Source organism: Thalassospira mesophila, assembly GCF_002115755.1.
Taxonomy (GTDB): domain Bacteria; phylum Pseudomonadota; class Alphaproteobacteria; order Rhodospirillales; family Thalassospiraceae; genus Thalassospira; species Thalassospira mesophila.
Map to the genome: position 1 here is coordinate 171128 of NZ_JFKA01000005.1, position 22143 is coordinate 193270.

General features: G+C 52.7%; 23 protein-coding genes. 4 read left to right on the forward strand and 19 right to left on the reverse strand.

What is annotated here, in order from left to right; translation table 11 throughout:
• Window positions 1–65: 65 nt before the first annotated feature.
• The 15 genes from TMES_RS12995 to folK all read right to left on the reverse strand — a co-directional run bounded on the left by TMES_RS12995 (window position 66) and on the right by folK (window position 13670).
• Window positions 66–1442: a TRAP transporter large permease gene (locus tag TMES_RS12995; RefSeq protein ID WP_085583188.1), complete on the reverse strand. Its 1377-nt coding sequence runs from the start codon at window positions 1440–1442 to the stop codon at window positions 66–68.
• Window positions 1442–1987: a TRAP transporter small permease subunit gene (locus TMES_RS13000; RefSeq protein WP_085583190.1), complete on the reverse strand. Its 546-nt coding sequence runs from the start codon at window positions 1985–1987 to the stop codon at window positions 1442–1444. Before TMES_RS13000 ends, TMES_RS12995 begins: the two co-directional genes overlap by 1 nt.
• 337 nt (window positions 1988–2324) lie before the next feature.
• On the reverse strand, window positions 2325–4568 hold the full coding sequence (gene parC, locus TMES_RS13010) for a DNA topoisomerase IV subunit A (RefSeq protein WP_085583194.1): 2244 nt from the start codon (window positions 4566–4568) through the stop codon (window positions 2325–2327).
• A gap of 237 nt (window positions 4569–4805) precedes the next feature.
• The gene (gene recO, locus TMES_RS13015; protein WP_085583196.1) at window positions 4806–5555 is read right to left on the reverse strand and encodes a DNA repair protein RecO; all 750 of its coding nucleotides are present in this window, start codon (window positions 5553–5555) and stop codon (window positions 4806–4808) included.
• A 15-nt stretch (window positions 5556–5570) separates the two neighbouring features.
• On the reverse strand, window positions 5571–5741 hold the full coding sequence (locus tag TMES_RS22795; protein WP_158091236.1) for a hypothetical protein: 171 nt from the start codon (window positions 5739–5741) through the stop codon (window positions 5571–5573).
• Window position 5742: 1 nt separating this feature from the next.
• Window positions 5743–5973: a hypothetical protein gene (locus TMES_RS13020; protein WP_085583198.1), complete on the reverse strand. Its 231-nt coding sequence runs from the start codon at window positions 5971–5973 to the stop codon at window positions 5743–5745.
• Window positions 5974–6003: 30 nt separating this feature from the next.
• On the reverse strand, window positions 6004–6939 hold the full coding sequence (gene era / locus TMES_RS13025) for a GTPase Era (protein WP_085583200.1): 936 nt from the start codon (window positions 6937–6939) through the stop codon (window positions 6004–6006).
• Entirely contained in the window at window positions 6932–7615 is a 684-nt protein-coding gene (rnc, locus tag TMES_RS13030) for a ribonuclease III (protein WP_085583202.1), read from the reverse strand. Before rnc ends, era begins: the two co-directional genes overlap by 8 nt.
• Window positions 7615–8361 (reverse strand): signal peptidase I, encoded by a 747-nt coding sequence (gene lepB, locus TMES_RS13035; protein ID WP_085583204.1) that lies wholly within the window; start codon window positions 8359–8361, stop codon window positions 7615–7617. The genes rnc and lepB overlap by 1 nt, the downstream gene beginning before the upstream one ends.
• Window positions 8362–8391: 30 nt before the next feature.
• Complete coding sequence (acpS, locus tag TMES_RS13040; RefSeq protein WP_085583206.1) at window positions 8392–8787, reverse strand: holo-ACP synthase; 396 nt, start codon at window positions 8785–8787, stop codon at window positions 8392–8394.
• Window positions 8784–9533: a pyridoxine 5'-phosphate synthase gene (locus TMES_RS13045; RefSeq protein ID WP_085583208.1), complete on the reverse strand. Its 750-nt coding sequence runs from the start codon at window positions 9531–9533 to the stop codon at window positions 8784–8786. The genes acpS and TMES_RS13045 overlap by 4 nt, the downstream gene beginning before the upstream one ends.
• On the reverse strand, window positions 9530–10231 hold the full coding sequence (locus TMES_RS13050) for a DUF2062 domain-containing protein (RefSeq protein ID WP_085583210.1): 702 nt from the start codon (window positions 10229–10231) through the stop codon (window positions 9530–9532). Before TMES_RS13050 ends, TMES_RS13045 begins: the two co-directional genes overlap by 4 nt.
• A gap of 115 nt (window positions 10232–10346) precedes the next feature.
• Window positions 10347–12482 (reverse strand): RelA/SpoT family protein, encoded by a 2136-nt coding sequence (locus tag TMES_RS13055; RefSeq protein WP_085583212.1) that lies wholly within the window; start codon window positions 12480–12482, stop codon window positions 10347–10349.
• 142 nt (window positions 12483–12624) lie between these two features.
• Window positions 12625–12963, reverse strand: a complete 339-nt coding sequence (gene rpoZ / locus TMES_RS13060) for a DNA-directed RNA polymerase subunit omega (RefSeq protein WP_085583214.1) — start codon at window positions 12961–12963, stop codon at window positions 12625–12627.
• 158 nt (window positions 12964–13121) lie between these two features.
• A complete protein-coding gene (gene folK / locus TMES_RS13065) occupies window positions 13122–13670 on the reverse strand; it encodes a 2-amino-4-hydroxy-6-hydroxymethyldihydropteridine diphosphokinase (RefSeq protein WP_245835396.1) in 549 nt (182 codons plus the stop codon).
• 174 nt (window positions 13671–13844) lie between these two features.
• Here folK and TMES_RS13070 point away from each other — a divergent pair, with 174 nt between their 5' ends.
• The 3 genes from TMES_RS13070 to recQ all read left to right on the forward strand — a co-directional run bounded on the left by TMES_RS13070 (window position 13845) and on the right by recQ (window position 17013).
• Window positions 13845–14462, forward strand: a complete 618-nt coding sequence (locus TMES_RS13070) for a LabA-like NYN domain-containing protein (RefSeq protein ID WP_085583216.1) — start codon at window positions 13845–13847, stop codon at window positions 14460–14462.
• Between the two features lie 41 nt (window positions 14463–14503).
• The gene (locus tag TMES_RS13075) at window positions 14504–15145 is read left to right on the forward strand and encodes a uracil-DNA glycosylase (protein WP_085583218.1); all 642 of its coding nucleotides are present in this window, start codon (window positions 14504–14506) and stop codon (window positions 15143–15145) included.
• Window positions 15146–15207: 62 nt separating this feature from the next.
• Window positions 15208–17013, forward strand: a complete 1806-nt coding sequence (gene recQ / locus TMES_RS13080; protein WP_085583585.1) for a DNA helicase RecQ — start codon at window positions 15208–15210, stop codon at window positions 17011–17013.
• Between the two features lie 49 nt (window positions 17014–17062).
• Here the strand turns inward: recQ and TMES_RS13085 are convergent, their stop codons facing one another.
• The 4 genes from TMES_RS13085 to dapA form a co-directional block, all read right to left on the reverse strand.
• Window positions 17063–17545 (reverse strand): glutathione peroxidase, encoded by a 483-nt coding sequence (locus TMES_RS13085; protein ID WP_245835398.1) that lies wholly within the window; start codon window positions 17543–17545, stop codon window positions 17063–17065.
• Between the two features lie 107 nt (window positions 17546–17652).
• Window positions 17653–18312, reverse strand: coding sequence for a sulfite oxidase-like oxidoreductase (locus TMES_RS13090; protein ID WP_085583222.1), 660 nt, complete (start codon window positions 18310–18312; stop codon window positions 17653–17655).
• 160 nt (window positions 18313–18472) lie between these two features.
• The gene (smpB, locus tag TMES_RS13095) at window positions 18473–18946 is read right to left on the reverse strand and encodes an SsrA-binding protein SmpB (protein WP_085583224.1); all 474 of its coding nucleotides are present in this window, start codon (window positions 18944–18946) and stop codon (window positions 18473–18475) included.
• Window positions 18947–18977: 31 nt separating this feature from the next.
• Complete coding sequence (dapA, locus tag TMES_RS13100) at window positions 18978–19856, reverse strand: 4-hydroxy-tetrahydrodipicolinate synthase (protein ID WP_085583226.1); 879 nt, start codon at window positions 19854–19856, stop codon at window positions 18978–18980.
• 240 nt (window positions 19857–20096) lie between these two features.
• Here dapA and TMES_RS13105 point away from each other — a divergent pair, with 240 nt between their 5' ends.
• Complete coding sequence (locus tag TMES_RS13105) at window positions 20097–22100, forward strand: lytic transglycosylase domain-containing protein (protein WP_245835402.1); 2004 nt, start codon at window positions 20097–20099, stop codon at window positions 22098–22100.
• The last annotated feature ends 43 nt before the right edge of the window (window positions 22101–22143 follow it).

The window sequence follows — 22143 nt, forward strand, 5'->3', positions numbered from 1 at the left end:
CATGCAGCAAAAAGGGCCGGTAAAACCGACCCTTTTTGTTTCAATATTATGAACTGTAGTACCTGTTATTTCAGCAGGACCGACGGCAACCAGGTTGCCAGTTCCGGGAATGCCGCAAGCAGAATCAGCGCAAAAATCTGAATTAATACAAACGGGATAATCCCGCGATAGATATCCCATGTTTTCATCGAGGGCGGCGCAACCCCGCGCAGATAGAACAGCGCAAAACCGAATGGCGGTGTCAGGAAGCTGGTCTGAAGATTAATCGCAATCATGATGCCAAGCCAGATCGGGCTGATATCCATTTTCAGCAAGACCGGACCAACGATAGGCACCACAACAAAGACAATCTCGATGAAGTCCAAAAAGAACCCCATCACGAACATCAATGTCATAACAACCAGCATGGCCCCAAACAGGCCACCGGGCATGTTGTGCAGCAATTGTTCAACCAGATGATCGCCGCCAAGGCCACGGAACACCAGCGAGAAAATTGACGCCCCCAGCAAAATGATAAACACCATCGAGCTGATCTGAACGGTCTGGCGGGTCACATGGCGCAAAACAGCCAGATCCAGCCGCCCGTAACAGGCTGCCAGAATGGTTGCACCGACACTGCCAAACGCCGCAGATTCCGTCGGGGTGGCAATACCAGTCAGAATCGAGCCCAAAACCGCAACGATCAGCAAGGCTGGCGGTACAAGGGCACGCAGCACTTCGCCAAACAAACCTTCCGGTCGTTTTCCTTCAACCAATGCCGGTGCCGATTTGGGATCGATAAAGGATTGAATGACCACCCAGCTGATATAAAGGGCAACCAATAACATGCCGGGAATGAACGCCCCGACAAACAGGTCAATCACCGATACCGGCTCGGGTGCCCAGTTGCCCAGCGAGCGTTGTGCCTCGGCATAAGCACCCTGAAGGATATCGCCCAACAAAACCAGAACGATTGAGGGCGGAATAATTTGCCCCAATGTCCCCGATGCGCAAATAACCCCGGCAGAAAGACGCGGGCTATACCCGGCCTTTTGCATTGCAGGCAGGCTTAGCAGGCCCATGGTAACCACTGTTGCGCCGACAATACCGGTTGAGGCCGCTAGCAACATGCCAACGATTACCACCGAAATGCCAAGGCCCGCGCGATGCTTGCCAAACAGCATACCCATTGTCAGCAGCAATTTTTCGGCAATGCGTGCCCGTTCCAGCATCACGCCCATAAAGACAAACAAGGGAATGGCCACATAAAGTTCGTTGGTCATCACACCGAAATAGCGCGACGGCAGCGAGCCCAGCAATGGCATGTCGAACACGCCCATGGCATGGCCCAGCAAGGCAAAGGCCAAGCCGGTACCGCCCAGCGAAAAAGCGACCGGAAAACCAAAAAGCAGCACCACACAGGCAACTGCAAACATAAGCAGACTTAATACTTCCCCCGACATCAGACGCCCTCGTGCTCTTCTTCGTTGATTTCGAATTCACGATGGCCTGCCAGTACCAGAATACTGCGTGCCGCCAGCGAAAGCCCCTGTAACCCCATCAGAATACAAAATACCAGGATCACTGATTTAAGCAGAAAAAGCCCCGGCAAACCGCCGGTTTCCTGCGATCCTTCAAGGCGTTTCCAACTGGTTATGACATAGGGATAGCTGTAAATGAATACCAGCGTCAGAACCGGTAGCAGCAAAAACAGGGTGCCAATCAGGTCAACCCATGCCTTATAGCGCGCCGATGCGGGACGATAAAAAACGTCAACCCGGACATGGCCGCCGTGAAGCAGCGTATAGCCCGCGCCAACCATGAAAATGATGCCATAAAGCCACATATAGCTTTCCTGCATCGATACCCAGCCAACCGAAAAACCGTATCGCAGTGTGGCAACCAGAAAGGTTACCAACACCAACGGAATGGTCAGCCACGCCACGCCACGGCCGACTGCGTCATTAAGACTGTCAATCAGCCGCACAAAACGTGCCAAAAAAAGCATTTTTCCTCCCACACCCGGAACTCTTTTAGCAGGCTTGCGGTCTCCCCCGCTCGCCTGCGGAGCAAAGTTACAAATATATGATCCAAAACACCAGTTTTTTGCGCCCTGGCGCGGTGCTATCTTTTGCAAATCAGGCTTTAAAAGCCCCGCAAAAAAAGATCAGCCATCGCACACAAAATATCCCCGCGATTTCTTGCCAGGTCCGCTTGATGTTTCTCGATCAGATATGCATCCAGGCTATTGTTATTAAAATAAAAATTTGAACTGCATCTAGCAAAAAACCTGAAGCCCCCTCTTCGGCGCTTCAGGTTTAAAATTTCAGGCGGTATCGATTACATTATTCGAAACGGTTCGAGCGTGGAAAACCGTTTGGCGGCAAGCGCCCGGAACCGGCCCGTTTGCCAATCCATTCGTCAAGTTCGGTGACGGTGCGTTTGCGTCCTTCGCTTCCGCCCATGGTCCAGGTCAGGCCATCTTCAATGTTAAACAGGGTCACATCGGCAAGCCCGCCCTGTTTGTATTTTTGCAAGATCACACCCCGACCGCGCGTCATTTCCGGCACTTCTTCCACCGGAAAAATCAGCAGCTTGCGGTTTTCACCCAAAACAGCAACATGGTTTTTATCAACCTGTTCAAAAATCAGCGCCGTTTCGCCCTTGCCCAAATTCAGAATTTGCTTGCCGTTTTTGGTTTGTGCAACCACGTCGCTTTCAGCCACCTGGAATCCGCGCCCGGCCGACGATGCCACCAGCAACCGGCCATTCGGGCGGTGAATGGTCATCGAAACAATTTCATGTTCCTGCGGCAGATCAATCGACAAACGAATGGGCTCGCCGTGACCCCGCCCACCGGGCAGCTTGTCACAGCCCATTGTGTAGCACCGGCCAGCCGAACTCATGATCAGCAATTTATCGGTGGTAAAAGCCTTGATGGCAAAGCGGCTTTCATCACCATCCTTGAATTTAAGGTCGGCGATTTCGGTGGTATGGCCCTTAAGCGCACGGATCCAGCCCATACGCGAACAAATCACCATAATCGGTTCACGTTCAATCAGGGCTTCAAGCGGCACGTCAATTTCCTGCGGCGCATCGCCAATTTCCGTGCGACGTTTGCCCAGTTCAGTCTTTTTACCAAACTTCTCGCGTGTCTGTTCGATCTCTTCGCGAATACGGGTCCAGCGCATTTCATCGCTGGCCAGCAAGGCTTCAAGCCCGGCTTTTTCTTCGCTGAGTTTTGAATGCTCGTTCTTGATTTCCATTTCTTCGAGTTTGCGCAAAGACCGCAAACGCATATTCAAAATGGCGTCAGCCTGCACTTCCGAAAGTTCGAAAACGCGCATCATTTCTTTGCGCGGTTCGTCTTCAAACCGGATAATGCGGATGACTTCGTCAAGGTTAAGATAGGCAATCAGGTACCCGGCCAGCACTTCAAGGCGATGGTTGATTTTTTCCAGCCGGTGCTGCGTGCGTCGAACCAGAACCACCTGCCGGTGGGCCAAAAATGCGCGCAGAACCTCGCGCAAATTCATCACCCGCGGCGTATTGTCGCCATCAAGAACGTTCATATTCAAACCAAACCGTGTCTCAAGTTCGGTATTTTTGAACAACATTTCCATCAAATGTTCGGGTTCGACAGCGCGCGAACGCGGCTCGAACACCAAACGGATCAAATCGGTTGATTCATCTCGCACATCAGCAAGAAGCGGTAACTTCTTGGCAAACATCAAATCTGCGATGCGTTCAACCAGTTTGGCTTTTTGGACCTGATAGGGAATTTCAGTGATCACGATCTGATACAGACCGTGGGTCATCTTTTCGACTTCCCACTTTGCCCGCAGGCGGAACGACCCGCGACCCGTCGCGTAAGATTCGAGAATATTTTCGCGCGGTTCTACCAAAACCCCGCCGGTCGGAAAATCCGGCCCCGGCACACATCGCACCAGTTCGGCAATCGAGGTATCGGGATTGTCAATCAGCTTGATCAACCCGTCGCACAGTTCGTCGGCATTATGCGGGGGAATGTTGGTTGCCATGCCCACGGCAATACCGGCCGCACCATTTGCCAGCAAATTTGGAAATGCGGCAGGCATAACAATCGGTTCGTGATCTTCACCGTCATAGGTCGGGCGAAAATCAATCGCGTCTTCGTCCAGCCCTTCCATCAGGGCGGCGCCGACCGCTGTCATCCGCGCTTCGGTATACCGCATGGCAGCGGCATTATCGCCGTCGATATTGCCAAAGTTCCCCTGCCCGTCCACCAGCGGATAGCGAACAGCAAAATCCTGTGCCAGTCGCACCAGCGCATCGTAAACGGACTGATCACCATGCGGGTGATATTTACCAATCACGTCACCAACAACACGGGCGCATTTTTTAAAACCCTGTTCAGGATTCAGTTTTAATTGCCGCATCGCATAAAGCAACCGGCGATGAACCGGTTTAAGGCCGTCACGCACGTCAGGCAGAGAACGCGACATAATGGTCGACATTGCATAAGCCAGATAACGTTCGCTCAGCGCGTCAGCGAGGCGGGTTTCCCTGATCTGCCCGGCTGTGCCCGGGTCGGAGGATTTCGTGCTCATGAACTGTTTTTCTTAATCCGGAACAGGTTGAATTAATAAAGTCGGCGGCAGTTGCCAGTAACCCCGGCATCGCACCGTGCCGCACCATACTACTTTCAGGGCGGGTGTGGTCAACAGATGACAACACCAAATTTGCGCATTTAATTTTTTATCTTTCCCAGGCCCCCCGGCAATCGTGCCAAAGACGCCTCGATGAACCAGGCTATTAGGGGCCTGATAGCACCATATCACACCACGTCAATCAACCCGGCCATCCTGCCATATCATGGATGCCAGCCGGTCACGGGCAGCCACCGGGCGAATGCCCTTGGCCACGAACAGGTCGCGGTGAATAAAAAAGCCAGCCAGTTTGACCGCTTGGTTATATTGATCGTCCATCGGGGTTTCGCGCGCCGCCAACGATGCCGCCGCCCCGCTTAAAAATGCAGGCAATGGCAATAACCGTTCGCGGTACGGTATTCCTTCCGCCAGGGAAACGGCCCGCCCGCTTTTGGGCGAGACAAAATGCAAATCCTGCGATTTTCCGGTCACCGCACAACAAGATAAATCCAGCCCATAACCCAGTTCTTGCAACAACCCGATTTCCCAGCGCAGATAGGCTGGCTTCCAATATTCGGATTTCAGGGCGTCTATCAGGCCAAGGGTGCCGGTATAAAGCGTTTTTTGGGGAACCCGTTCGGGCAGGGATACCTCAAGGAGTGCGCAGGCGGAACTTAGCGCTAATAGCGGCCCGGGCAGCAACAAAAGGTCCACCACATGCGAGCGCAGCAGCTCGCATTTAAATTGCCCCAGATGTTCCGATAACCGCGCCGACCAGCTAGTGCGGATTAAATTGCCACTTTCAAGCGTTCCGCGCAGTGCCTTGCCCGATGCCCCCCGAACCATGCCCGCATAGCGACCATAATCACGCGTTAAAACTGTCAAGCGGGCGGAATTTTCGCCCAGTTTGCGGGTGGACAATACAATCGCATCATCACGCCAATCCATGGCTGCCCCTGATTTTCAGTAGCCAGAAGCCGAAACAAGGCGGATGACATGAACAATCAAACCAAAAGCCGCTGATCCCAAAACAATAACAGCGACACTCAGCAGCAAATAACGCCGCCAGCCCGTCAGTTCCGACAGGCTTTTCATGGGTTCATCTTTGTCGGTATCGTGATTAAACTGTGTCATATCAAAAGGGCCGGTTTGCGGGATTGCGCCACAGCAACCCCAGAATAAAGATCACAACGGCAATCACCAGCATCAGCATGTTAAGCGGTTTACCTAAAAACCGCTCTTCACGTTTAAGATCACTGCCGTCATGGCGATAACGAAATGGACGGCGTGAAATCATGGCGACGACCAGTGCCGTGGCGGCACCAACGACGATCAGGACCATGCCCCAGAATTGTCTGGTTTCCATTTCGCATTCCTATCAGGCCAAATTCACAAATCAGGCGTTGTGGTCCAGTCCCCAGATTGCCAGGCGATTGGGGTCATCGCCCCAGTTTTCACGCACTTTGACAAACAGATACAAATGAACCCGGCGTTCAAAAATGGCTTCAAGGTCACGGCGTGCATCGGTGCCCAGCATTTTGATGCGCTTGCCGCTTTTACCCAGAATGATTGCCTTCTGCCCTTCGCGCTCGACAAAAATTGTTTGCTCCAGCTTGACCGAGCCATCCTTGCGTTCTTCCCACAATTCGGTCTCGACAGTGGCGGAATAGGGCAATTCCTGTTGCAACTGATAATACAGCTTTTCGCGGGTGATTTCAGCGGCCAGCAAACGTAACGGCATATCCGATACATCATCTTCCGGGAACATCCACGGCCCGGCAGGCATTTTGTCGGCAAGGAAATCTACAAAATCCTGGGTGCCTGCCCCTTTGCGTGCCGAAATCATGAAGACATCGGTAAAAATGCCCTCGTCAAACAATTCACCAGAAAGATGCAGCAATTTTTCCTTGTCCTGCACCTTGTCGACTTTGTTGAGCAGCAAGATCGCCTTGCGTTCCTGTTTTTTCAAATTGGCGATGATCAGTTTTACATCAGCGTTGATGCCCTGAAGCGCATCAACCACCACAACAATCAAATCAGCATCGTTGGCACCACCCCATGCAGCCTTGACCATGGCGCGGTCTAAACGGCGCTTGGGCTCAAAAATACCGGGCGTATCAATAAAAACGATTTGTGCGTCGTCCGCCATCACAATACCACGGACGCGCGCCCGTGTTGTTTGCACCTTAGGCGAAACAATCGACACTTTGGTCCCGACCAACTTGTTTAGCAAGGTGGATTTACCCGCATTCGGGGCGCCAACAAGGGCGACAAATCCACAACGATGCTGATCATTAGTTTGCTCGGGGCTCGAGGCAGGAACCTCATTCATGGTTCAACTCATCCAACATTCGTTTTGCGGCTATCTGTTCGGCTTCACGTTTCGATTTGCCTTCGGCGCGAACACAATGACCGTCGCTGGTTGTCAGCTCAATTGTAAAAACAGGTGCATGGGCTGGGCCTTCGCGGCCAGCCATCTGATAAACAGGTAATGGCTTACCCTGCCCTTGCAAGGATTCCTGTAACTGTGTTTTGGCATCCTGGGGCGGTTTGGGTGCTTCATCAAGCAACGGGCGCCATAATCTTTCGATAAAAATGCGCGCCGGTTCCAAACCACCATCAAGATAGAGTGCGGCAATCACCGCCTCCACGCAATCTGATAAAATTGCCGGGTTGGTATCGGCCCCGGCAGCCCGTTCGCCTTTTGCCATCGCAATATGATTGCCAAGGTCAATATCCACAGCAATACGGGCAAGGGTTTCGCGGCGAACCAGAGCCACAAACCGCTTTGCCATCGCCCCTTCGCGCTCGCGACCGAACCGGGTATAAAGCATTTCTGCAATGACCAGGCCGAGGACCCGGTCACCGAGAAATTCCAGCCGTTCATTCCCGCCGCTAAGCGCGTCTTTGCCCTTGGCCGCACTGCGATGCGTCAACGCAATCCGCAGCAAGTCCGGTTTGGCAAATTCATGATCGATATGTCGCAACAATGGCGCCATGTCGGTCATCAGTTAACTCCCTTAAACAGTCTGTCAAAACGAATGCTGCCCAAGTCATAAATCGGATGGCTGCTGTCTTTTGAATAAAACAGGAACTCGGCCCGACCGACCAGGTTTTCAAACGGGACAAAACGGAAGCGTGCCGGAAATGCACGGCTGTCAGCCGAATTATCGCGGTTATCACCCATCATAAAATAATGGCCTTCTGGCACGGTAAACGGGTCGGTATTATCCGCCGGTCCCTGATCACCAAAGATTTCCAGAATACGATGAACCTTGCCGCCCGGCAATGTTTCAAGATATTGCGGTACGGCAATGGCCTGGCCGGTGCCATCGGTCAGGATGTAATCCTCGATCCGTTCGCGTTGCACCATCTCGTTATTGATATAAAGACGGCCCTGTTTGACCTGAACCGTATCGCCGGGCAAGCCAATCACGCGCTTGATGTAATCCTGTGTGGTGTCTGCGGGCAGTTTGAAAACGATCACATCACCGCGCTTGGGTTCGCTTGACAGAATGCGCCCCGGAATGAGCGGCAGGCTGAAAGGCAAACTGTGTTTGGAATATCCGTAAGAATATTTGGAAACAAACAGGTAATCGCCAACCAGCAAGGTCGGAATCATGGACCCGGACGGAATATTGAAAGGCTCATACGCAAAGGTTCGCACCAAAAGAGCAATGACAATCGCCCAGAAAACGGTCTTGAGGGTATCAAAAAGGCCACCCGGTTTCTTCTTTTGCACTAACTTTTCCATCCAGGGTTCAACCCTTTTTCAAATCAAAATTTAATCGGCAGAAATAACAACAACAGCATTTGCCATTGGATATTCATCTGTCAGGGTGACATGCACAGAGGCAATTTTCCCCGCGGGCGTCAATTCATCAAGGCGGCGTTGGGCCCCCTCAATCAGTATCATGTCTGGCTTGCCACTTGGCTGATGGGCAACTCCCATCGTCCTGTGATGCACACCACGCCGAAACCCCGTTCCCAATGCCTTGGAACAGGCCTCTTTCGCGGCAAACGCCATTGCCAGTGAGGATGCCATGCGTTCTGGCCGCCGAACCGCCCGTGCAATCTCAACATCGGTGAAAACACGACGCAAAAACCGGTCCCCGAAACGGCTCAGGGTTTTCTCAATACGCCGGATATCGCATAAATCCGTGCCAATGCCAATAATCATTGACCAGACCCTGAAATTCCTCGCGCGATATTCATCAATTTCCGCATTTCACGAATGCTGGCATCAAGCCCGATGAAAATAGCCTCGCCAATCAGGAAATGGCCGATATTAAGTTCGCGAATTTCGGGCAATTGCGCAATCGGCGACACGGTATCAAACGCCAGCCCATGCCCGGCATGAATTTCAAGGCCCAGCCCTGCGCCGTATTTAACCGCCTCGGCAATACGGGCCAGCTCAAATTCGCGCTGTTCGCCAACCGCATCGCAATAGGCACCGGTATGAATTTCAACCACTGGCGCGCCTAACGACGCTGCGGCATCAAGCTGGGTTTTGGATGCTTCGATAAACAGCGACACCCGCACCCCGGCATTGCCCAGTTCAGACACAAACCGTTTTAAATGATTGTGCCCGCCTGCGGCATCCAGCCCGCCTTCGGTGGTCCGTTCTTCGCGTTTTTCGGGTACAATGCACGCGGCGTGCGGTTTGGCTTTTACGGCAATGGCCAGCATTTCGTCGGTCGCGGCCATTTCAAAATTCAACGGCAAGTCAATTTCGGCACGCAGGCGTGCAATATCGCGGTCCGATATATGCCGTCGGTCTTCGCGTAAATGGGCGGTAATGCCATCGGCCCCGGCAGCAGCCGCAATTTGTGCTGCGCGCAGCGGATCAGGATGCGCGCAGCCCCGTGCATTACGGATGGTCGCAACATGGTCGATATTCACACCCAGACGTAAATCAACGCTCATTTCAATTTGTCCTGCTGCTGTGCATTGTCGCGCAGTAAAGTGCGTTTTGCCGTTTCCAAAACGGGCTTTAAAGCCCGTTTTTCATGAACTTTCATACGACGCAGAATACGTTTATGACGATACATAACAACCGCACGATACACAGGAAAGTAAAACAGCAACCAGATTGTAATGATTGTGGGCACACAGCCGACAATCATGGGCCAAATGATATCGACAATACTGGCCCAAAGACGCGACAGATCGGCTTGCTTGGCCCCGTTCCAGATACCAAAGATCAAACCCCGACCGACATAGCTAATGCCTTCGACGGTAAAATCCCACAGCACGGCCATGTTGAAATGAACACCCTGTGCCGACGGATCACTTCCCAAAATCCACAGGCCACTGTGATACAGCCACAGCCATATAAACGGAAATGTCCAGGGATTGCCGACAATGGTGCCCAGCAACGACGCCACAAGATTGGCGCGCAAGACAAAGCTGAGCAATGCCGAAAGAACAAAATGAAACCCGATAAACGGGGTGAACGATACCGCAGCCCCGATGGCAAAACCGGACGCGATGCTATAGGGCGTGCCGGGCAACCGGGCGACTCGATGGGCAAAATAGCGCGATGCGCGCCGCCAACCGGCCCGTGGCCACAAAAAGCCGCGAATTCGTTCAAAGGAGCTTGGTTTTATGCGACGCTGGAACATACGGTGTCAGACAAACGACATGATAGGAGGGAACGGGAGAAATCCCGCGCCGCTATGGGTAAGTGCTGAAAGCTGCCTTGGCAAGAAAATAGCGTATGCCCCCCTGAATTTCCCATTATCCGCGTGCCCGCTCAACGGTATTAACCACCGGATTTGCCCGCAAGGCGGCAATGATATTAGTCAGATGTTTGACATCAACCACATCAATATCAATCAGCATTTCAAAAAAGTCCTGGGTCCGGCTGACAAACCGCAAATTGGTGATGTTGCCGTGATTCTTGGCAATAACACTGGTAATGGCCGAAAGTGCGCCCGATTCATGGGCCACCGTCAGCCCCAGACGGCCAACGAAATGTTCCGGCTCGCCGTCATTGTCCCAGCCGACATCCAGCCAGCGTTCAGGCTGATCGGCGAAGGTTTCAAGGGTGTCGCAATCAATTGTGTGAATGGTCACGCCCTTGCCCGTGGTGACAATGCCGACAATACGGTCGCCGGGCAACGGGTGACAACAACCGGCATAATGCACCGCCATCCCGGGGATAAGCCCCTTGAGCGGAATAGCATGGTCGCGTTTGCGGTTTTTTCCATCTTGCGGAACGAATTTGCGGGCTGTCTGGGCGTCCTTGGTGCCGGGGAAAACCGCGTTAATTACTTCGCGACCGGTAATGTGCCCTGCCCCGACAGCGGTTACCAAAGCAACCACATTTGGCTGCTTGAAGATTTTTAAAACACCCTCAAGACCCTTTTCCGAATAGTCATAACCCGCCTGACGGAAGGCCTTTTGCACAATGGCTTTGCCCAGATCGCGATACTGGTCTTCCTGCTGCTGGCGGATAAACCGCCGAATACGCGCCCGCGCCTTGCCGGTAACAACGAACCGTTCCCAGGTCGGGTTTGGCGTTTGCGCCTTCGAGGTCACAATCTCGACCTGATCGCCATTATTAAGCTGGGTGCGTAACGGCACCATCGCCCCGTTAACCTTGGCACCGACACAGGTATCGCCAATATGGGTATGAATCATATAGGCGAAATCAACCGGTGTGCCGCCAGCTGGCAGTGCAATCACATCGCCCTTGGGCGAGAAACAAAACACCTGGTCCTGAAACATTGCCAGTTTGGTATGTTCCAGAAATTCCTCGGGCTCGGTCGCGTGTTCCATAATATCAAGAAGATCACGCAGCCAGCGATACTGCGTGCCTTCTTTATCACGCCCGCCGCCCTGTTTATAGGCCCAGTGCGCGGCAACACCGTTTTCATTCACTTCGTGCATTTCGTGGGTTCGAATTTGCACTTCAATACGATGATTTTCCGGGCCGATGACGGTGGTATGGATCGACCGGTATCCGTTGGGCTTGGGCGTTGAAATATAGTCCTTGAACCGGCCGGGAACGACTTTGTAGGCCGCATGCAGATAGCCCAGCACCTCGTAGCATTGCGGCATGGTATCGACCATGGCCCGAAACGCCATAATATCGGACAGTTCGCCAAAGGTGATGTTTTTGCGCTGCATTTTCTGCCAGATCGAATAGGGCCGCTTTTCGCGCCCGTAAATTTCGACCTTCGGGCCATCGGTGCTGATGACCCTTTCAAGTTCCTTGACGATCCGCTCGACGATATTATCGTCTTTTTTACGCAAGAATTCGAGCCGAGCGGTAATTGAATTGCGCGCATCGGCATTCAAATGCTGAAACGCCAGATCTTCCAATTCTTCCTTGATATCATGCATACCGATGCGCTCGGCCAAAGGTGCATATATTTCAAGGGTTTCGGCCGCTATTCTCACGCGCTTTTCGGGTTTCGAGATATAATGCAGGGTGCGCATATTGTGCAGGCGGTCGGCCAACTTGACCAACAAAACCCGAATATCTTCCGACATTGCCAACAGCAATTTGCGGAAGTTTTCGGCCTGCTTTGAATCGGCCGATTTAAGTTCGATCTGGGTCAGCTTGGTAACGCCATCGACCAGCTTTAAAATCTTTGGCCCGAACAGCTTGTTGATTTCTTCAGGCGTGGCGTCGGTATCTTCGATCGTGTCATGCAACAGGGCGGTAATGATGGTGTCGCAATCAAGCTTGTAGTTGGTCAGAATGCCAGCCACTTCGATAGGATGCGAAAAATACGGGTCACCATTGGCCCGTTTTTGTGAACCATGTTTCTGGGTCGCATACACATAGGCCTTGTTGAGCAATGCCTCGCGGGCATCTGCATCATAGGCCTTAACCCGTTCCACAAGTTCATATTGACGCATCATTCAGGAGCGGCTCCCATTCCAGTTTGCGATTTTAAAAAAGCACATACATAGAAGATAGTACAAATGGCACAAAAAAAAGCCACGGAATAAAAATCCGCAGCCCTTTTTTATTAATTTATTTCTATCAACACACTAGCGAAGATTATTCGTCTTCTTCCACCGGTGCTGCTGCCACAATCGGGGCAAATTCTTCGATCGCTTCTGCCATCAGCTTGGGACCGAATTCGTCTTCGATATCTTCGGGCTCTTCGGTTTCAACGTGGCGTTGCAGCCCCTGAATCATACCGTTCCGAAGATCATCGAAATTAACGCTGACTTCGGCAATCTCGCGCAGGGCAACGACAGGATTTTTGTCATTGTCGCGGTCAATGGTCAGTTCTGCCCCTGCCGAAATGTTGCGTGCACGCTGAGCTGCCAGCATCACGAGCTCAAAGCGATTGGGAATCTTGTCAACGCAATCTTCGACGGTAACGCGCGCCATAAATTTCTCCAGCAAAAGAAGTAAGTATCCAGACCGCTCTTTATAAAGCCGTCATCGTTGCGTTGCAACACTAAACCGCGAAAATATGCAGCAAATGGCGGCATAGCGTGCCAGGCAGCGGGCAACAAACAGGGAAGCGCCCCTATAGCCGGATCAAATCAAACCGACATTTGCCGAATTTCCTGATCTGCTGGCAACGCATCAATCATGTCAGAAACCGGTTGATGCAAAACAGGATGCACCCACCTCGCTGCCACATCGCGCAATGGTAACAATACAAAGGCACGTTCATGCAAGCGCGGATGAGGGACAATCAACCCGCCGTCATCCCGAATGGTTTGCCGCCCATAGGCAATCAAATCCAGATCAAGAACCCGGGCTTCGTTACGCGCCACCCGAACCCGGCCGAAATCGGCCTCGATTTCGTGAAGGCGCGCCAGTAATTCCTGTGGCGACATCGATGTCTTTATTTGGACAATCGCATTTACATACCATGGCTGATCCGAAACCGGCACCGGTGCGGTTTCATAAAATGCCGAGGTTTTTTCAATACTGACCCCGTCCAAAGTCGCCAGTGCTGCAATAGCAGCACGAACGGCATCTGCGGGTGCCCCAAACCGCACAGTTGGCAAATTAGCCCCAAGGGCAATCAGGATTGCCTCATCAGATGCGCAACAATCATTTTCCGGCAAAAACTGGTCAGCCACAGGGAAAGAACCTTATATGCAATATGGATCAATAAAGAGCGCAATATTTAGGGAAGGCAGTTCTGCCTGTCCATGACAATTTGGCTCTTTCTTTGCCGCCATTGGCGATGTAAAACAGGGCATTGCTTTTTTGCAACGTACTAATTTTTAAACGCTATTTAAGGATATTTAAGAATGATTTTTTACCCGCAAGAACGGATCGGGTTGTTTATTGATGGGTCCAATCTTTATGCTGCGGCACGTGCCCTTGGTTTTGACATAGATTACAAACGCTTGCTGGATCTTTTTGCTCAAAAAGGTCAGCTTATTCGCGCGTTTTATTATACCGCCCTGATTGAAGATCAGGAATACTCCCCCATACGCCCGCTTGTGGACTGGCTTGATTATAACGGTTATACCATGGTCACCAAACCGACCAAGGAATTTACCGATGCTGCCGGTCGCCGCAAGATCAAGGGCAACATGGATATCGAACTGGCCATTGACGTTATGGAAATGGCGCAGCACCTTGATCATGTTGTGATTTTTTCCGGTGATGGCGATTTCCGTCGTCTGGTGGATGCGGTTCAGCGCAAAGGTGTCCGTGTCACCGTTGTCTCGACGGTAAAATCAAACCCGCCGATGGTCGCCGACGAATTGCGCCGCCAGGCCGACAATTTCATCGAGCTGACCGACCTTGAAGGCACCATTGCCCGGCGCGTTGCGCAACGCCGCGACGATGATCATCCTGATCTTGGCGATATCGACGATCATCCGGTTCATCCCAATCTTGACGACATCGATTTCGTCTAAGCCCCGCTCCGGCACAATCTTGATCCAATGTCAGGTCCGTTATGACTGAACTGATTGAACCGGCAAAAGATTGCCCGTTATGCCCGCGCCTTGTGGAATTTCGCCATGCAAACCAGGCGAAATTCCCCGAATTTTATAATGGCCCGGTGCGTCCTTTTGGCCCGCTGTCGGCCCGGCTGCTTATTGTCGGGCTGGCACCGGGGCTTAAAGGAGCGAACGCCACAGGCCGCCCCTTTACCGGCGACTATGCCGGTGATTTGCTCTATGCGACGCTGCAAAAATTTGATTTCGCCATCGGCACCTATGATAAACGGCCCGATGACGGGCTGGAACTTGTTGATTGCCGCATTACCAATGCGGTCAAATGTGTGCCGCCTGAAAACAAACCGACCGGCCCCGAAGCCAACACCTGCCGTCCGTTTCTGATCAATGAAATTGCGGCGATGAAAAATCTCAAGGGTATTTTGTGCCTGGGGCAAATCGCCCATCAGGCGATGCTGAAAACCTTTGGTCTCAAGCTGTCGGCATACAAATTTGCACACCGGGCCCAGCATCCTCTCGAAAATGGTCTGACATTGTTTGATAGCTATCACTGTTCGCGTTACAACACCCAAACCTACCGCCTGACGACAGAGATGTTTGAAAACGTCTTTGCCGATATCTGCACATATCTGGAACGTTAAAATTGTCTGACCCCTCATTCTTTGCCGATAGCGATTTTAAAACATCCTCAACCCCGCCTGCCATGCGCCCGCCGCTGGAGGTTTTGAAGGATGTGTTTGGCTATGACAGCTTCCGGGAGCCACAGGCAGAAATTATCGACCATGTTATTGCCGGTAACGACGCCATGGTCCTTATGCCAACAGGTGGCGGCAAGTCACTATGCTATCAAATTCCGGCATTATGTCGCCCGGGGACGGCCATTGTCGTATCGCCGCTGATTGCCCTGATGAAAGACCAGGTTGATGCCCTGACCCAACTTGGCATCAAGGCAGCCTTTATCAATTCCACCCTTGCACCCGATCATGCCCGAGAAATTGAAATGCGCGTGATTGAGGGGGATATTGATCTGCTCTATGTTGCGCCGGAGCGCTTTGCCTCCGACCGGTTTTTAAACCTGCTTGATCGTATTCGCATTTCGCTTTTTGCCATCGACGAAGCTCATTGTGTGTCACAATGGGGCCATGATTTTCGCCCGGAATATCGCCGGCTGGACCTGCTGCCAACGCGTTTCCCCCATGTTCCGCGCATAGCGCTTACGGCCACGGCCGACGCGCCAACGCGCAAAGACATTGCCGAAAACCTGCACCTGACCAATGCCCGCTGCTTTTTAACCGGGTTTGATCGCCCCAACATCACCTATCGCATCGAAACCAAAGGCAACAGCAAACAACGCCTGCTATCGTTTTTAAACCGCGAACATGCCGAAGATGCCGGGATTGTCTATTGCCTGTCGCGGCGCAAAACCGAAGAAATTGCCCAGTGGCTGACCGAAAACGGGCGTCCGGCCCTGCCCTATCATGCCAGATTATCCCAGGAAACACGGCAACTGCATCAAGACCGGTTCTTGCGCGAAGACGGCCTGATCATTTGTGCAACCGTGGCCTTTGGCATGGGTATCGACAAACCAAATGTGCGTTTTGTCGCCCATTTGAACCTGCCCAAAAGCATGGAAGCCTACTATCAGGAAACCGGTCGTGCGGGCCGTGACGGCCTGCCCGCCAATGCATGGATGAATTATGATTTATCCGATATCGTTTCCATTCGGGGCATGCTGGCATCGTCTGATGCACCAGATGCGCAAAAACGGATTGAACAACGCAAACTTGATGCGCTGATCGGCCTTGCCGAAACCACCAAATGCCGCCGGCAGGTTATTTTATCGTATTTTGGCGAAGCCGATACCAAACCCTGCGGCAATTGCGACACCTGCCTGGAACCGGTGGATACGTGGGATGCGACCGATGCCTCGCGCAAGGCGCTATCTGCGGTTTTTCGCACCGGGCAGCGTTTTGGCCCCGCCCATGTGATTGAAGTTTTGATGGGCCGCAATACCGAAAAAATCCGCCAGACCGGGCACGACAAAACAACCGTTTATGCGCTAGGCAAAGACATTGCCCAGCCGCAATGGCGATCTGTATTTCGGCAATTGCTGGCAATGGGGTATTTGCAGGTCGACGAGGAAGGGCATGGCGGCGTTTACCTGACCGAGGCCTCGCGCCCGGTGCTGCGCGGGGAAAAGGTCGTTGAGATGCGCCTTGATACCAGCGAACGCAAACGTGCCACTACCCAGCGATTGCGCGATTTTGATACGTTTTTTGAAGATGAAGACGACCGCAAAATGTGGGAAGCCCTGCGTGCCCTGCGTCGCGAGCTTGCCACCAGCCAGAATGTCCCGCCCTATGTCATTTTTAATGACCGGACATTGTCGGAAATGGTCCGTTTCAAACCACGCAATTTAAACGATATGGCTGCTATTAACGGCGTTGGTGCCAAAAAACTCGACCAGTACGGGTTGGCATTTCTCGATATTACCGACGGGCGCAGTTAAAAGACGCAGTTAAAAACAGGCGTGTCCCTGCCCGGCCTTGCGCGAATATTTAGCGCGCAAGCGCCTCTGTAATGGCCTTTTGCAGCTTTTCATCATCGGGTTTAACCGCACTGGCGAAGCTGGCCAAAAGATGACCATCCGGACCGATCAGATATTTGTGGAAATTCCATTTCGGTGCCTGATCCGGGCCAAGTTCGTCGCGTGCCCATTTATAAAACGGATGGGCGTTTTCGCCCCGTACCGATTGCCGGGCTGTCAGTGGAAAATCAATATTGAAACTGGTGGTGCAAAAATCGCGGATGTCGTTATTTTCGGCATATTCCTGATCGCCGAAATCTCCCGACGGCACGCCTAGCACAACCAGACCTTCGTCCTGGCGTTGCTGCCATAAGGCCTCCAACCCGTCATATTGCGGGGTAAAACCGCAAAATGATGCGGTATTAACAATTAAAACGGCCTTGCCTGCAAACGATTGTAACGGCAAAGCCTTGCCATCGATTGTTTCAAATTCAAAATCATATGCGCTTGTCATTTCGCCTCCAGCGGCGGTAAAAAAGCCCAGAACAGTAAAACCTGCTGCAACGATCATTGTTTTTGCCAATGAGAACATCTTCGTTACTCCTGATGGCGCCGACAGCATTAATCGTATCGCTGCTCTGTCCATGGATCGGCGTTATTGTGATAGCCACGCACTTCCCAAAACCCCGGTTTATCGGTTTTTGAAAAGGTAATTTCACGCACCCATTTTGCACTTTTCCATAAATACAGTTTGGGGATAACCACACGAACAGGACCACCATGTTCGTCACTGATCGGCTGATCCTGCCAGTGGTGGGCTAACAAAACATCGTCATCAAGAAACTGTTCGATCGTCACGTTGGTCGTGTAGCCATCATGTGCGGTAAACAGCACATGGCGCGCCGCATCCGTTGGCCGCACCAGTCGCGCAAGCTCACGTGCCGACACACCTTGCCAGTGATTTTCATATCGCGACCAGGAGGTGACGCAATGCATATCACTGCAATCATAAAAGGCCGGTAATTCAAGCAACTGGTTCATGGAGAGCGCAACCGGGTTTTCAACCTCGCCCTTAATGCTCAATTGCCATTCGGCTTGGCTGACATGCGGTGTAATACCCAGGTCCAGAACCGGCCAATCCTTTACTTCACGCTGGCCCGGCGGCAGGCGGTTTTCGTGACTTTCATCATGAGCACCGGTTAACAGACGTCCTTTTTGCGCCCATTGCTGCTTGGCTGCAATCAGCTTGTCGCGAATACTACCGGTAAATGCACTGGTCACGTCTGCCTCCCTGGTCACGCCCTTTGTACGAAAAATGGCACAGACATGTTCACCATGTCTGCACCATTTTTACATTTTTCAACTGCGCGCCAGTATGCCACATCAACATGTGCCCAAAAGGCGTATGCCAATTTCACAACAACAAAACCCGGACCGGCGATTAATGCTCGCGCAAAATGCGGGCCTTGTCGCGCTGCCAGTCGCGTTCCTTGATGGCATCGCGTTTGTCGGATTTACGCTTGCCCTCGCCAATCGCCAGTTCAAGTTTGGCTATGCCGCGGTCGTTAAAATAGACCTTAACCGGCACCAGCGTGGTGCCTTTTCGGTTCACGGCATCCGACATTTTGGAAATTTCACGCTTGTGCAGCAGCAGTTTACGTGGTCGGCGCTCTTCATGCCCAAAAGGCATCTTGCTTTGATATTCGGGGATATAGGCGTTGATCAGCCAAATTTCCCCGTTCTTCGGCTCGGCATAGGATTCCTGGATGTTCCCCTTGCCTTCTCGAAGTGATTTCACCTCGGTGCCGCGCAAAGCCAGCCCCGCCTCGAATGTTTCCGTCAGGAAAAAGTCAAAACGGGCCCGGCGGTTTTGCGCCACCAACTTGCTATTGCTGTGTTCTTTTTTTGCAGCCATCTCAAAAACTTGTTGGCCGGTTCCTGGATGATCAGGAAAGAAGACCGGCGGATTTCAGCGCTGCTTCAACACGCTGTTTGGAGTCGTCGGCAATTTCGACCATCGGCAGGCGCATTTGCGCCGTGCACAGGCCAAGAAGCGATGCCGCATATTTAACGGGGCCAGGATTTGCTTCGCAGAACATGGCCTTGTGAATGGGCATCAAACGATAATTCAACTCCTGAACCTTCGTAATGTTCCCGTCTCGCCATGCCGTTTGCAAATCCGCACACAGGCGCGGGGCGATATTTGCGGTTACAGAAATGCACCCGTGACCACCCTGTGCCAGGAACGGAACGATGGTACCATCTTCGCCAGAAAGCTGGCAAAAATCGGGCCCTGCGGCGATACGCATCAATGCCGGGCGCTCAAGATCACTGGTGGCATCCTTGACCCCCACAATACGTGGCAATTTCGCCAGTTCGGCCATTGTGGCCACCGTCATGTCAATCACGGAACGACCGGGAATATTATAAATAATAATCGGAATATCGGTCGAATCGTGAATGGCCTTGTAATGCGCCAGCAAACCAGCCTGGGTTGGTTTATTGTAATAAGGTGTCACCACCAAGGCGGCATCAGCACCGGCATTTTGTGCATGGCGCGTCAGTGAAACAGCCTCGACCGTTGAATTGGACCCTGTCCCGGCAATAACAGGCACACGTCCCTTGGCCACTTCAAGGGCCAGTTCGACCACGCGATGATGTTCCGCGTGGCTAAGGGTCGGTGATTCACCTGTCGTTCCGACCGGCACCACACCGGTCGAGCCCTGTTTTATCTGCCAATCCACAAAAGACTGGAACGCTTTTTCGTCGATCACCCCGTCCGTGGTGAACGGCGTAATCAAAGCGGGAATCGAACCCTTAAACATGGTTATCTCCAAATCATAATGCGGATTAAAAAGCGTCGCGAAAATAGCCGCAGTTTACGCCTACCGCAAGCACCAGAACGAATTGTTTCGGGACTGTTTGGCTTTTGTTCGTTTCACTGCCATAATAGGACCTGTCTTTAGTGCAATTTTCGCCCTGAGGCATAAGGGGTTTTTTCGATGGCGAACGTTAATTTCCGCCGGTTTTCTGCGTATGCAGCGACAATGGGCACAGCATGTTTTATGGCTGCAGCCAGTTATTCCACCTCGGCCAGCGCTGCGATGCCTGATCCGTCGCCGCTGGTTATCGCACCGCCCTCGCCCGCATTTTCCAGCATCAGCCGGGCGCGGTTGAACGTTTTTCTCGACGCCCTTGAAAAAGGCGACAGCAAAAGCGTGGCACAACTTCTGCCAACCTTTGACGACCCGCTGTTGCAAAAGGCCGTCGAATGGATGTGGCTGATCGGCCCGAATTCCAATCGATCCTTCGCTGAAATTACCCGGTTTATTGACGCCAACCCAAATTGGCCCAGTCAGGCTTTGTTACGCCAGCGTGCCGAAGAAGCCATGACCGATGCCGTGCCGGATTTTGAAATTCTGGCATGGTTCAAACGCTCGGCCCCGGTCACGGCCGACGGCGCAACCCGACAAATTTCAGCCCTGCTGTCAGTGGGTGAAAACGATGCCGCCATCACCCTTATTCGCAACAGCTGGATCAATGCGAATTTTGGCACCGGCCAGGCCAAGCGGTTTATTGACCGCTATGGAAAATATATCGACGAAACAACCCATGAAGCCCGGCTGGACCGGCTGTTATGGGAAGGCCGCACCCACCCCGCCACCCGCATGATGGCGCATGTCAGCGCCGATTACCGCAAGCTGGCCGAAGCGCGGCTGACATTGCGGGAACGCAAGGGCAATGTGGACGCGGCAATCAACAATGTTCCGGCAAAATATCAGAAAAACCCGGGCCTGTTATACGAGCGTGTGCGCTGGCTGCGTATTAATGACCAGGACAAGAAAGCCCGCGACCTTTTGCTGCATCAGGCAAATGACCTGGCTTATATTTCGATTCGCCCCGAATACTGGTGGACCGAAAAAGCCATTCTCGCACGCCGCGCCTTGCAAGAAGGTTATATCACCGACGCCTACCGGCTGGTTGCCAACCATGGGCAGACCGAACCCGCCGACATTGCCGGGGCCGAATGGCTGGCAGGCTGGATCGCGCTGGAGTTTCTGGGCGATTCGCAAATTGCCCTGCAGCATTTCCAGAACCTGTATGATGTTGTGCAATATCCGGTCAGCCAGTCGCGCGGAGCCTATTGGGCCGGACGCGCCTGCAAAGCCATGGGCGACAAGGTTCGGGCCAAAAAATGGTTCCTGCTGGCCGCCGACCACGCCCATACATTTTATGGCCAACTGGCAAATGACGAGCTTGGCGGCACCGTTCATTATCAGGTTGAACAAGCTCACCCCAGTGCGGCACAGCGCAAACAGTTTGAAAACAACGAACTGACAAAAGTTTCTCGTGAACTGGGCGACATGGGGCTTGGCAATATCATCCGGCCCTTTGTCATGGCGCTAGTCGATCAGTCTGACAGCCCCGAAATGCTGGCAATGGCAACGGGACTGGCGTCTGAATACGGGCGCACCGACCTTGCCGTGATTGCGGCGAAACGGGGGATCCGCTCTGGCGGGGGGTATCTTGATGCCGCCTACCCAGTTTACGACCTGGTTCCCAGCGGGCAAAACCCCGATCCGGGGCTGGTTCACGCGATCATGCGTCAGGAAAGCCTGTTTAACCCGGCCGCCGTTTCCTATGCTGGGGCGCGCGGCCTGATGCAATTAATGCCTGCAACGGCAGAACGCATGGCCCATCATCTGGATTTACCTTTTAGCGTGGCCCGGCTTACCGAAGACCCCGGTTTTAACATCCTGCTGGGTCGACAATATCTGGCGAAGTTGCTTAATCGCTGGAACGGTGCCGAAATTTTGACGATTGCGTCCTATAATGCAGGCCCGTCGCGGGTAAATGAGTGGATATCGGAATATGGCGATCCCCGCGATCCCGATGTTGACCCGATCGACTGGATCGAGATGATTCCGTACAAAGAGACGCGCAATTATGTCCAGCGGGTTATGGAAGGCACCTATGTCTATCGGCGGCGTTTCGCCCGTGATGAAATCGCAATGAGCCAGGATAGCCAGGAAAGCGCCCAACCCGCCCCTGGCGTTGCGCATAAATAGCTGTAACCTTTAGCCCTGTTTCGCAGGGATTTGTAAAACGGCA